Annotated in this window: 10 protein-coding genes; 6 read left to right on the top strand and 4 right to left on the bottom strand. The window is 49.2% G+C overall.

Going from position 1 to position 12,125, the window contains the following annotated elements:
* Positions 1–32: 32 nt before the first annotated feature.
* Positions 33–464, bottom strand: a complete 432-nt coding sequence (locus ACFO4L_RS16940) for an HIT family protein (protein WP_377910846.1) — start codon at positions 462–464, stop codon at positions 33–35.
* Between the two features lie 146 nt (positions 465–610).
* Here ACFO4L_RS16940 and ACFO4L_RS16935 point away from each other — a divergent pair, with 146 nt between their 5' ends.
* Both ACFO4L_RS16935 and ACFO4L_RS16930 read left to right on the top strand, forming a co-directional pair.
* Positions 611–1,357, top strand: coding sequence for an ABC transporter ATP-binding protein (locus tag ACFO4L_RS16935; protein WP_377910845.1), 747 nt, complete (start codon positions 611–613; stop codon positions 1,355–1,357).
* Positions 1,350–2,552, top strand: coding sequence for an ABC transporter permease (locus ACFO4L_RS16930; RefSeq protein WP_377910844.1), 1,203 nt, complete (start codon positions 1,350–1,352; stop codon positions 2,550–2,552). The genes ACFO4L_RS16935 and ACFO4L_RS16930 overlap by 8 nt, the downstream gene beginning before the upstream one ends.
* A 55-nt stretch (positions 2,553–2,607) precedes the next feature.
* On the opposite strand, the gene ACFO4L_RS16925 is transcribed toward ACFO4L_RS16930, so the two are convergent.
* On the bottom strand, positions 2,608–3,819 hold the full coding sequence (locus ACFO4L_RS16925) for an amidohydrolase (RefSeq protein WP_377910843.1): 1,212 nt from the start codon (positions 3,817–3,819) through the stop codon (positions 2,608–2,610).
* 266 nt (positions 3,820–4,085) lie between these two features.
* Complete coding sequence (locus ACFO4L_RS16920) at positions 4,086–4,823, bottom strand: cytochrome c biogenesis CcdA family protein (protein WP_377910842.1); 738 nt, start codon at positions 4,821–4,823, stop codon at positions 4,086–4,088.
* Positions 4,824–4,987: 164 nt separating this feature from the next.
* Between ACFO4L_RS16920 and ACFO4L_RS16915 the strand changes: the two genes are divergently transcribed.
* The 4 genes from ACFO4L_RS16915 to hemY all read left to right on the top strand — a co-directional run bounded on the left by ACFO4L_RS16915 (position 4,988) and on the right by hemY (position 10,826).
* Entirely contained in the window at positions 4,988–7,093 is a 2,106-nt protein-coding gene (locus ACFO4L_RS16915) for a transglycosylase domain-containing protein (RefSeq protein WP_377910841.1), read from the top strand.
* A 311-nt stretch (positions 7,094–7,404) separates the two neighbouring features.
* Positions 7,405–8,442 (top strand): uroporphyrinogen decarboxylase, encoded by a 1,038-nt coding sequence (hemE, locus tag ACFO4L_RS16910; RefSeq protein ID WP_377910840.1) that lies wholly within the window; start codon positions 7,405–7,407, stop codon positions 8,440–8,442.
* 31 nt (positions 8,443–8,473) lie between these two features.
* A complete protein-coding gene (gene hemH, locus ACFO4L_RS16905) occupies positions 8,474–9,418 on the top strand; it encodes a ferrochelatase (RefSeq protein ID WP_377910839.1) in 945 nt (314 codons plus the stop codon).
* A gap of 4 nt (positions 9,419–9,422) precedes the next feature.
* Positions 9,423–10,826, top strand: coding sequence for a protoporphyrinogen oxidase (gene hemY / locus ACFO4L_RS16900; protein ID WP_377910838.1), 1,404 nt, complete (start codon positions 9,423–9,425; stop codon positions 10,824–10,826).
* A gap of 140 nt (positions 10,827–10,966) precedes the next feature.
* Here hemY and ACFO4L_RS16895 read toward each other — a convergent pair whose 3' ends face one another.
* Positions 10,967–11,923, bottom strand: coding sequence for an agmatinase family protein (locus ACFO4L_RS16895; protein WP_377910837.1), 957 nt, complete (start codon positions 11,921–11,923; stop codon positions 10,967–10,969).
* Positions 11,924–12,125: the final 202 nt, after the last annotated feature.

The raw sequence follows: 12,125 nt of genomic DNA, 5'->3' as shown, positions 1-12,125 counted from the left end.
AAGCTAGCCGGAGCTGGAACACTCCGGCCGGTTTACCCATTCATAGCGTCTGCGATATTCTGCGCCATCTGCTGCAGCGTTTCTGTACTGTAGTCGCTGCTGTGTTCTTCCCAGACAGCTTTAAAGCCATCTTCTGAACCGTAGCGCGGTATCAGATGCAGGTGGTAGTGAAACACGGATTGGCCGGCAGGCTCCTTATTATTATTGAGTACGTTTAACCCTTCCGGCTGAAACGTGTCGTTCAACGCGGAAGCAACTGCGGGTACAGCTTTGAAAAGTTCAGCCGCCGTTTCTTCGCGAAGTTCAAACACATCTTTTTCATGATTTTTCGGAATAATAAGCGTGTGTCCCTTCGTTACCTGGCTAATGTCAAGAAACGCGTAAACGTGTTCGTTTTCAAACACTTTTGCAGAAGGGATGTCCCCGTTAATAATGCTGCAGAAAATACAGGACTCATCGGCCATAGTGATCCACCTCTTTTTTAGTAGTAGGAATATTCATATAATAAAAAACAGCTTATCATATTTTCTGACAGGCTGCGAGTTTCGGAGGAGGATTCTTTTCAACTGTACGATGATCAGCTAAGATGAGGAAAGAGGAGGAATGCCAGGTGAGCAATTTACTGCTTGACGTGTCCAGCGTCACGGGAGGCTACAGCAGAACGCGGCCGGTCCTGCACGATTTGGACATGACGGTGAACAGAGGAGAAATCGTCGGACTGATCGGGCTGAACGGAGCCGGAAAAAGTACGACGATCAAACATATACTGGGACTGCTGCAGCCGCATAAAGGAACGATAACAGTTAATGGCAAAACCCTTTCGGAAGATGCGGATGCTTACCGTTCGGGAATCGCCTACATACCGGAAACACCGATTTTATATGAGGAACTGACGCTTTGGGAGCATTTAGAGGTTACGGCGATGGCGTATGGTATTGACGAATCGGTCTTTCAGGAGCGGGCGGAGAAGCTGCTGTCGCAGTTCCGGATGAACAAAATGAGAAACTGGTTTCCAGATCATTTTTCAAAAGGGATGCGGCAGAAAGTGATGATTATGAGCGCTTTTCTGCTGAGGCCTGACTTATATATAGCCGACGAACCCTTCGTAGGACTTGATCCTGTTGGAATCAAATCGTTTCTGGATACGATGGAGCATATGAAAGCAGACGGCTGCGGGATTCTGATGTCTACGCACATTCTTGCCACCGCGGAACGATACTGTGACCGGTTTGTCTTTTTAGATCAGGGCCGGGTTATTATGAAAGGAACGCTGCAGGAGCTCCGAGAGCAGGCAGACATGCCGGGAGCAGCTTTGGACGATATTTATGCAGCAGAGGCGGGGACCGCCGATGCATAACAACCCAATGGAACTGTGGCATGTCCGGCGCCGGGATTATTGGACGCTTGCGATCAAATACCTGCGCTTGATTGGCAACAGCGGATTTGTGTTCACGCTGTATATCCTCATGCTGTTTGGCTCTTATTATTACGGGCCTTTTTTGGAATGGCTGCCTGAAACGTTTCCTGCAGCACTTTTCTTTGCCGGAGTCTTCACACTTATGACAGTGAGAGGACGGGTACGCACCTTTTTAAAGCCAGCGGACCTGGTGTTCATTTTGCCAATGGAAAAGCGGCTGGACGGTTACTTTCGATCCTCCTATGCGTACAGCTTCGCTATGGAAGTGTTTTGGACGTTGACGCTGCTGTTTCTGCTCACGCCGCTGTTTCTTGACCGGATTGCCTTTGGCTGGGAGCCATACCTCGGAACAGTGGCCGTGCTGGCGGCTGCAAAAGCGTGGAACCTCGCGTTTTCATTTGAAGAGCAAAAGCTGCAGGATCTGCGGGCGTACCGTGCGGGAATCGCTTTTCGTGGAGCAGGAACGTTAATCCTTTTATACGCTGCTTTTGCCGGTCATGCAGCAGCGGTGATCGGGATTCTCGCAGTGCTCTTGCTTTTTTACGCGGCGCTAAGAAAGAAGACGGGGCTGCTGAATTGGGAGCGGGTCATTCGAATTGAAGAAAATATGGTGCGCACCTTTTTCAGAATGGCGGATAACTTCACTGATGTACCGCAGCTTCGAAAGGATGTCAAGCAGAGAAAGCTGCTCTCCATGCTTTTAAAGAACATTTCCTACGGAAAGCAGTTTACGTACCGCTATTTGTTTGGCAGAGCATTGATTCGATCTGGCGATTACAGCGGCATTTGGATCAGGCTGACGGCAGTTGGTATAGTGTTTGTTCTGGCGGTTCACATCACATGGGGCGTCTGGCTCGTCGCTGCTCTGTTCAGCTATATGACGGTGAGACAGCTGGAAACGATGACGTATCATTTCGATACGAATCACATGCTGCCGCTTTACCCTGTTCAGCACAGTGACCGCTATTATGCAGCCGGATGGTGGATCATGCGGGCGGGGATGCTGCAGGCCTTTCTGTTTGGTTTAGCCGCGCTGCCTGATGTTACTGCTGCATTGCCTGCTTTCGCAGCTGCGGCAGCTGTATCTGCCTACTCTGCACGAGTCCGAATGAAGAAAAAGGCTGTCGCCGTATAAAACATGATGAAGAGCCGCCGGTGGTGTACCGGCGGCTCTTCATCGTTCCAACGGGTCAGGCAGTCTCATCTTCTTCATCGTAAAGCTCGTAAAGCTGTCCAAATTCATAAAGTACGAGTCCTGCCAGCACTTCAGCTGCATGAAGCATGGCACGTTCATCAATATCAAACTTAGGGTGATGATGCGGATAGGCTGTTTCCCAATCAGGATTCTTTGCTCCTGTGAAGAAAAAGGCTCCTTTTACTTCCTGCAAATAATAAGCAAAATCCTCTCCGCCCATCTGGGGCACACACTCGTTTACGAGCTTCGTCTGTGAAGCAAGTTCCGCTGTTTCTGCAATTACTTCAGCCTGCTCTTCGTGATTGATGACGGCTGGATAGCCGCGCTCATATACTGCACTGACTTCAGCGCCATGATGATAACCGGTTCCTTCAGCAATTCCTTTAATGCGCTCTTCCAGGATGTCACGAACGCCTTCGTCAAAGCTTCTGGCTGTGCCGATGATTTTTGCCCGGTCTGCAATCACATTATAGGCATTTTTTGACTCGAAATGTCCGACGCTGACGACGGCACTTTCCATCGGATCCACGTAGCGGCTTACGATGTGCTGGAGAGACTGTACGATTTGAGAACCGATTAAGATGGCATCTTTCGTTAAATGAGGCTGCGCTCCATGTCCGCCTTTACCTTGTACGTCAATCGTAAACTTGTCGGCCGCGGCCATCAGGCGGTGCTTGGAATAGTCAATGGTACCAAGTGGCAGGGTCGCCCACAGATGTGTTCCATAAATGACGTCTACTCCATCGAGACATCCGTCAGCGATCATAGCCTGAGCGCCTCCCGGTGCATACTCTTCAGCGTGCTGGTGAATAAAGACGATCGTGCCGGCAAGCTGCTTCTGCCATTTGTTCAGTACTTTTGCCAGGACAAGAAGTTCTGCGGTGTGACCATCGTGACCGCAGGCGTGCATGGCGCCGTCACGCTTGGAGCGGAAGTCCAGCTCGGTCTCTTCGTGTATAGGCAGCGCATCGAAATCCGCACGCAGCGCGACGACTGGTCCAGGCTTTCCGCCCTTTAATACAGCCGTAACGCCCCGTTCCCCAACACCCTCTTTTACATCATGACCAAGCTTCCGGTGGTAGTCGGCGATGTAGGCAGGAGTCTCCACTTCCTGAAAGGAAAGCTCCGGATACTGGTGAAGGTACCTGCGAATTTCCACCATTTCATCAAAATGTGCTTCAAGCTGTTTTTGCATATCGTTGTACATCATTCAGCCTCCATTTCTATGTAGTGATTCCATCATACGTTTTTCAAGAATAAATGAAAAGAATTGTCTGATTCTTTGTCCGCCGTCTTCTGCGCTCTGATAAAGACGATGCAGCAGTATGCGAACTTTTATAGACGAAACTGCATGGCCTGGAATCGGCGAGATGCGGCAGGTAAAACGATCCAATTCTGTCAGGTTTGATTCTCTATGCAGATGAAAAACGGTGTCTGAGACCGTTGGACGATCCCAGACACCGTTTAAATGCATTAAATAATGTAGTACTGCGAAAGGTAGCCAGCAATTCTGGAGAACAGCCCGGTAAAGAGCATAATTCCTAAAATAACCATGACTCCGCCGCTGATCTTTTGAAAAATGGGCAAAAACTTATTTAAGCTGCGCATTTTATCAAGCGAACGGGCGAACAAAAGACCCGCCAGCAGAAAAGGAATGCCGAGTCCTGCTGAATAAACGAGAAGCAGGAGCATGCCGCCGGCCGGATCCTGCTGGGAGGCCAGCGCCAAAATCGAACCAAGCACGAGTCCGATACACGGAGACCATCCGGCTGCGAAAACAAGGCCGAACACGACTGATCGCCCGAAGCTGGTCGAACGGCCCGGATTTTTCATACGTTTTTCGCTCATCAGAAAATCGAGCTGAAAAAAGCCGGCCAAGTGCAGACCGAATAATACAATGATAATTCCGCCAAGCTGCTCCAGCAGGCTCTGATGCTGAAGAAACAGTCCTCCGAGCATGGAAGTAGAGGCGCCTAAAGCCAGAAATATGGATGTGAAACCGAGTATGAATCCAAGTGATCGTGATAAAATCAGGCGTCTGTCTGCAGAGACACGGTTCTGCGTGATTTCAGAGCCGGTCAGCTGCGCTAAGTATGCTGGTACGAGCGGGAAAACACAGGGGGACAGAAAGGAGACGATCCCGGCAAAAAGTGCAATCCATATAGACAAAAACGTTAATTCATTAATCATAAATATACTGAGGCTGTACATGTCTCCACCCACTTTCTCAAGTCAATCATACACGAGAGAGAGAGGTGATAACATCCTTGTCACGCAAGTTTCACAAAATGTGCAACTTTCCAGTCTATTCAGCGTATAAACAAGTGTATCAGCAAGGTCTCTCAGGTGATACAATGCAGAATGAGGTGAGCATCATGTGGGGCAGAAGAATTGCCTATACGATTATTTTTATCCTGTCGACTGCGATTTTGGCGGTGACAGGTTATCTCGGTATCATTTTATTTGGCACTTATACATTGGATGAAACAGAGCTTATTCCGGCTGAGACGACGACGGTGGTGGACCGGGATGGAGATGAGCTGGTAAGGCTGTTTGAAGAAAACAGGGAAACCGTCTCTATCGACGACATTCCGGAGCACGTCCAGCATGCATTTATTGCAGTTGAAGATCAGCGCTTTTTTGATCATACCGGTCTTGATTTTCGGTCGATCGGCCGAGCGCTTTATCGTGACATCGTAACGAGGTCTGCGGCAGAAGGGGGCAGTACGATTACCCAGCAGCTCGCTAAAAACGCTTTTTTGTCTCCGGAAAAGTCTCTGCTTCGAAAGACGGAAGAAGCACTCATTGCATTAAATTTGGAGCATCGCTATGAAAAAGAAGAAATTCTCGAACTGTATTTAAACCGTATTTATTTTGGGCATGGTGCTCATGGAGTTCAGGCAGCATCGAGGCTTTATTTTGATAAATCGATCGACGAGCTGGAGCCGCATGAAGGGGCGCTGCTCGCGGCGCTTCCAAAGGGGCCTGCTCTTTATTCTCCTTTTCAGGATATGGACCGGGCAAGAGAACGGCGCAATCTCGTACTCGGGCTCATGCACCGTCAAGACTACTTAACAGCTGAAGAAACGGTGAATCTGCAAAGCAGGACGCTGCCGGAAGAACAGCACAGCATCACCTCCAATCCGGCTTACGACACATTTGTCGACATGCTGCTGCGTGAAATGGAGACACGCTACGGCATCAGTGAGGAGGGAGTGCTGACGGGCGGGTATACGGTTACGACAGCCCTTGATGCAGAGCTTCAGCAGGATTTATATGAGACGCTGACCGCTGGTGAAACGTATCCTGAAAACGATATGCAGGGAGCCGGAGTCCTTCTTGATAGTGAATCAGGAGCCGTAACGGCCGTCCAGGGAGGCAAAGAATATACGAGGAAGGGATTTAACTATGCGGCCGCAGCCCAACAGCCGGGGTCGCTCATGAAGCCGTTTGCTGTTTATGCGCCGGCAATGGAGTCCGGCGATTATGAGCCGTACAGTCTGCTGACTGATGAGCTGTTATCCTATGATGGCTATGAACCAAGAAATTTCAGCGGTACTTACAGCGGAGAAGTGACGATGTATGATGCGTTGAAAGACTCGTTAAATGCACCGGCTGTATGGCTTTTAAACGAGATCGGTGTCAATCAGGCCCGTCAAACACTAGCTGAATTAAATATCGAGAGTGAAGACGAAGGACTTTCCATTGCGCTTGGCGGAATGGATGAAGGGATTTCGCCGCTGCAGGCGGCAGCGATTTACCGAGCCTTTGCAGACGGAGGCGTTTATAAAGAGCCATACCTGATTGAGCAAGCAGTTGGAAGGGACGGAGAAGTGATTGAAGGCGAAGCGGTCGAACAAAAGCGTGTGTTCAGCGAACAGACGGCGTGGTACATGACAAGAATGCTGGAAGCTGCTGTAACAGACGGCACGGCCGCCGCTGGCAGCTTCGCTGGCGACCTTGCAGGTAAAACCGGCACGTCACAAAACGCCCGGGACATTTGGTTTGCAGGGTGGACACCGGATATCAGCGGCGCATTATGGATGGGCGGCGGAGCCGACGGAAATTCGTCAAGCAGTACAGCTGCATCTGTATTTAAAGATGTTATCGGTGGCCATACTGGTGAAACGGCATTTGAAAAGCCGGAGAGCGTGGCAGAGCTGGACGAACCTATTCAGATGGCGGAGCTGGGCCCCGTGGAAGCAGAAATGCGGGCAGGCTTTCTTGGGGCTGAAATTGAGCTGTCGTGGCAGGAGCCAGCGGACGAACGCGTCATATTTCATATTTACCGGATTGAGGATGGCGAGCGGGAGCTGCTTGAGGAAGTTGAAGGGGCTTCCAGCTACACGCTGAGTCGTCAAAACTTGTTTTCAACTCACGCTTTTCAAGTCATTCCCTATAACCCGCAGACTCGTGCAGAAGGAGAAGCTTCAAACGTTGTGGAAGCGTCTTGGAATATTTTCTCACGAAATGGCTCCTGATTACAGAAGAAGTGCTTCTGCCATGCTGCAAGCAGGGCTGCAGCTGGCATTCCTGCGAACATGCAGACAGCAGGCAGTCTGTGCAGGAGAAAACGTGATAAACAGATTGCAATCGTCCGTTTGAACAAGCGGGCGATTTTTTGTGGTGATTGTAAGCCCCCTATTTTCACTCTAACAACCGACTAAATACGGTGTTTTTGTGAACGTCCTACATAATTTCTTTCTTTACGTATGAAAAAGCGTTAAAATGTGAAGCGGACAAGAAGCTCAGAAAAGAAAGTACTATGAGAATGGATGAGGTGTTAGACAGCATGGAACAACAAGATACATTGCTGCGGGCAGCAAGACGGCAGCCGGTAGAACACGTTCCGGTCTGGTATATGCGCCAGGCAGGCCGGTCTCAGCCGGAATACCGTGAATTAAAGCAGAAATACAGCCTGGAGGAAATCACAAAACAACCGGAAACGTGTGCCTGGGTAACCAAGCTTCCGGTGGATCAGTATCAAAATGATGCAGCTATCCTGTACAAAGACATTATGACTCCGCTTCCTGCAATGGGCGTTGACGTTAAGATTAAAGCCGGTATTGGACCGGTCATCTCCAACCCCGTAAAAGGTATGGCAGATGTAGAAGCTTTAACAGAGCTTCAGCCTGAAAAAGATGTGGATTATGTGCTGGAAACAATCCGCATTCTCCGCACGCAGCTCGACGTACCGCTCATTACGTTCAGCGGAGCACCGTTTACGCTCGCGAGCTATATGATTGAAGGTGGACCTTCAAAGAATTACAATAATACAAAAGCCATGATGTACAGCCAGCCAGAGGCATGGGAATTGCTCATGCAAAAGCTTGCAGACATGGTGATCACTTATGGACGGGCACAGATTAATGCTGGAGCCCAGGCTTTTCAGATTTTCGACTCATGGATTGGTGCTCTGAGCCGTGCCGATTACCAGCGCTATGTGAAGCCGGTGATGCAGCGGATTTTCTCCGAGCTTTCCAAGGAGAAAGTGCCGCTCATTATGCACGGTGTCGGTGCCAGACACCTCGCAGCGGACTGGGCAGACCTCCCGCTTGACGTTGTTGGCCTGGACTGGCGCTATCCGATTGCAGAAGCACGCGCAGATGGTATTCAAAAAGCCGTGCAGGGCAACCTTGATCCAAGTGTACTGCTGGCACCTTGGCATGTGATTGAAGAAAAGGCGCGTGAGATTCTCGATCAGGGAATGCAGCAGCCTGGTTTTATTTTCAACCTCGGCCATGGTGTGTTTCCAGAGGTCGATCCGGCTGTTCTTAAGCGCCTTACAGCGTTTGTCCATGACTATTCTGCTGAAAAGCTATCCAAATAGGAACTTCATCAAAACAAAAGGGTGATTTGGCATGAAAAAGAAAATGGGTCTTCTAGTAATGGCATACGGAACACCTCGTTCCGAAGAGGAGATTGAGCCGTACTACACGCACATCCGTAAAGGACGCCGTCCTTCAAAGGAGGCGCTCGACGATCTGATTGACCGTTATAGACAAATCGGCGGCATCTCTCCGCTTGCCCGAATTACAACAGAACAGGCGCATGAGTTGAAGAATGAACTGAACCGTCGTTCTAAAGATGTCGAGTTTGTTGTGTATGAGGGATTAAAGCATATTGATCCATTTATTGAAGACGCGGTCCTGCAAATGAAAAAAGACGGTATTGAAGAAGCGGTCAGCATTGTGCTGGCGCCGCATTATTCCACATTCAGTGTAAAATCTTACAACGGACGGGCAGCAGAGGAGTCCGAAATGATCCAGGGACCATCTATTACAAGCGTAGAATCCTGGTATAATGATCCGAAATTTGTTTCATTCTGGGCAGACGGAATTAAAAAGGTGCGTGAGCAAATGTCGGAAGAAGAGAAGCAAAACCATTGCGTGATCTTCTCCGCACACTCCCTCCCGGAAAAAATTCTGGCAAATGGAGATCCTTACCCGAAGCAGCTTCAGGAAACAGCTGATTTAATCGCCAAAGAGGCTGGCGTTGAGAACTACGAGATCGGCTGGCAGAGTGAGGGGAATACGCCTGATCCTTGGATTGGTCCGGATGTACAGGACTTGACGAGAGATCTGCACGAGGAAAAAGGCTACGCTGCTTACGTCTACTGTCCTGTCGGATTTGTGGCAGACCACCTCGAGGTCCTTTTCGATAATGACTATGAGTGTAAGGTCGTCACGGATGAAGTTGGAGCCGGCTACTACCGTCCAAAAATGCCGAATGCCGAACCATTCTTCATTGAAGCGCTGGCAGACGTTGTAGAACGCAGACTTTCAGAAGTCGGGAAAGAAGCGTAACCGAATGACAGAGCTGAAAACAGCAGTGATAGGCGGCGGGATAACTGGATTATCCGCCGCCTATTTTCTGCAAAAACAAATTGAACAAAGCGGCTCCGGAAGCTTTGCCTTGTATGAAGCAGGAGAGCGTCTTGGAGGCACGATTCAGACAGAGTACCGAAACGGTTATGTAATCGAGCGGGGGCCTGATTCCTTTCTTACGCGCAAGCGCAGTCTTCACCGGCTTGCAGTAGAACTGGGTCTTGAAAACGATTTGACGACGAATAAGTCAGGCTCTTACATTTACCATAATGGGAAGCTTCACCGCATTCCTCAAGGAGCGGTGATGGGAATTCCGACAGAATGGAAGCCGTTTTTGAAGACGGGTCTGTTTAGTCCGGCCGGAAAGCTGCGTGCTGCGATGGATCTTGTGATTCCAAGAAGAAAAGACAGCGAGGATATTTCTGTTGATGCCTTCTTCCGCCGGAGGCTTGGCTCTGAGGTCGTGGAACATATGATTGAACCGCTTTTGTCCGGCATTTACGCAGGACGTTTGAATGAGCTGAGTTTAAAGGCGACGTTCCCGCAGTTTCTTGAGATAGAAAATAAACGAAGAAGCCTGATTCTAGGTATGAAACAGAGCATGCAGAAGACGGTGCCCGAAGATCCGGTGCTCATTGGAGAATCCCGGAGCCCGGCGAATATGTTTCTAACATTTCGAAGCGGATTATCGTCTTTTGTAGACAGGCTAGAGCAGGCTCTGCCGGAAGAATCGATTCATCTCGGAAAACGGCTTGAGAAGCTGGAGAAGGTCGAAGATGGCTATGCGCTGTACTTTTCTGATGGGACGATCGATTATGCGGACCGGGTGCTGCTTACAATCAGGCATGATGACGCAGCAGCTCTTTTTGCACATGAACCATTTATGGAGCGCTTGTCGAAACAGTCAGCGACGAGTGTTGCAACGTGTGCACTCGCATTCGACGAGAAACAAATTAAAGATAAGCTGGATGGAACCGGCTTTTTAATACCGAGAGACCAGTCATTTACGATGACAGCCTGTACGTGGACGCATCAAAAATGGGAGCATACAGCACCGGAAGGGAAAGCGCTTTTGCGTGCGTACGTAGGCAGAGCTGGAGATGAAGACATTGTCTTTAAGGATGATCGCGTTATTACAAAAACCGTTATGCGTGACTTAAAGCAGATCATGAACATTGAGGGAGAACCGGAATTTTCCGTAGTAACGAGATGGAACCGTGCAATGCCTCAATATAACGTCGGCCACGGTGAAGCATTGACGAATTTGGAAGAGGGTCTTTCTGCAAAGTATCCGGGCGTGCTCGTTTTAGGTGCAAGCTTTCGCGGTATCGGCCTTCCAGACTGCGTCACGCAGGCTGAAAAGGCAGTATCCAAATTATACCAATAAAATAAAGCAAAAAAATAGACCGCCTGTACAGTATGTACTGGCGGTTTTCCACATCGTTGAGAGGAAAATTTGAGAAAGTGGGGGGAGTTGTTTGTAGTATTCCACGTGAGCAGAATCTTAAACATAAATTTCCCTTTTTTTTATTTTTTATTGCTGCGGTGCTGAATTTCGCCGGCAAGACCATATAAAGCAATAAAGCTTGCGAAATGAGAACTGAAATCTGTCGCATCCTGCTGAGGATAAACTTCCACAAAATCCATGCCAATTGTACCGAGGGAAGTAATTTCGTGAACGATTTCCAGCAGTTCAAACGAATTTAAGCCATTTCCATCGACCGGACCGCCCGGGTTAAAGGCGTGATCGAGCACATCACTGCAAATACTTAAATAAACGGCATCGGTATTCGCAGAAGCAATGTCATAAGCTTGCCTTGCAGCCTCGCGTGGGTCTCCTAACCGGCGGATATCGTGAATCGTCATCGTGGTTGTTCCATTCGCAGCAGCGTGACGGCCATTTTCCGGCTTATTCCGCGGTCCGTGAATACCCATGTGAACGAGTGATTCATTTACTACTCCTTCTGTTTCATACAGCCGGGCGAAGGGGGCTCCTCTGCCGTATGGGTCTCCATTAGAATGCTCGTTGTTATCGTAATGGGCATCGAGATGAATGATGCCGACTTTTTTGCCAGTCGCTTCTACTAATCCTTCTACGATAGGGTACGTAATACCATGATCGCCTCCGAAAGCAATCGGGTAGGAGCCGCTATGCCAGACATCGGTCGAGAATTGCTTGATTGTCTCCATTGTTTGTTCCGGTTCAGCCGGAGTTACAGCGACGTCACCCATGTCGCCCATTGATAGATGCTCGAAGACATCTAAATGATCAAGCTCTGGAAGATAGCCGCTGTAGCGGCCTGAAGCCAGCCGGATCACCTTCGGCCCGAGCTCACAGCCGGTATAATCTCCCCAGGTGACAGCCCCCTCCCACGGGACCCCGTAAACAATGACATCCATCGCGTCTTTTCGTTCCGGATTCCTGACAAGATTTTCTGAATGAAGAAAGCATGGTGTATTGCCATAAATAAAATCGTCCGCCATGATAATGCCTCCTTTAAAAATCTGCTACTCTTCTATCATAAACGTTCTGAGGCTGAAAAGGATACTCATTTCAGCTGCTGCCTGGTTTGTAAACGGAATAGAACGTCATTCTTTACTACTGCAGGCACCCCATTCGTGATAGGTTCTGTCGTTGTCACCAATCTGTATAATTGCTTTTTAGTGTCCGGAAAGACTCGTGTAA

The organism is Bacillus daqingensis, from assembly GCF_042654445.1.
Classification (GTDB): Bacteria; Bacillota; Bacilli; order Bacillales; family Salisediminibacteriaceae; genus Alkalicoccus; species Alkalicoccus luteus.
This window is presented reverse-complemented; position numbering and strand designations above follow the sequence as displayed.

Excerpts from the sequence above, each read along its gene's own strand:
- ACFO4L_RS16930 (WP_377910844.1), top strand. The coding sequence starts at position 1,350 with ATGCATAACAACCCAATGGAACTGTGGCATGTCCGGCGCCGGGATTAT.
- hemE (WP_377910840.1), top strand. The coding sequence starts at position 7,405 with ATGGAACAACAAGATACATTGCTGCGGGCAGCAAGACGGCAGCCGGTA.
- ACFO4L_RS16920 (WP_377910842.1), bottom strand. The coding sequence starts at position 4,823 with ATGTACAGCCTCAGTATATTTATGATTAATGAATTAACGTTTTTGTCT.
- ACFO4L_RS16940 (WP_377910846.1), bottom strand. The coding sequence starts at position 464 with ATGGCCGATGAGTCCTGTATTTTCTGCAGCATTATTAACGGGGACATC.
- ACFO4L_RS16895 (WP_377910837.1), bottom strand. The coding sequence starts at position 11,923 with ATGGCGGACGATTTTATTTATGGCAATACACCATGCTTTCTTCATTCA.
- ACFO4L_RS16925 (WP_377910843.1), bottom strand. The coding sequence starts at position 3,819 with ATGTACAACGATATGCAAAAACAGCTTGAAGCACATTTTGATGAAATG.
- hemH (WP_377910839.1), top strand. The coding sequence starts at position 8,474 with ATGAAAAAGAAAATGGGTCTTCTAGTAATGGCATACGGAACACCTCGT.
- hemY (WP_377910838.1), top strand. The coding sequence starts at position 9,423 with ATGACAGAGCTGAAAACAGCAGTGATAGGCGGCGGGATAACTGGATTA.
- ACFO4L_RS16915 (WP_377910841.1), top strand. The coding sequence starts at position 4,988 with ATGTGGGGCAGAAGAATTGCCTATACGATTATTTTTATCCTGTCGACT.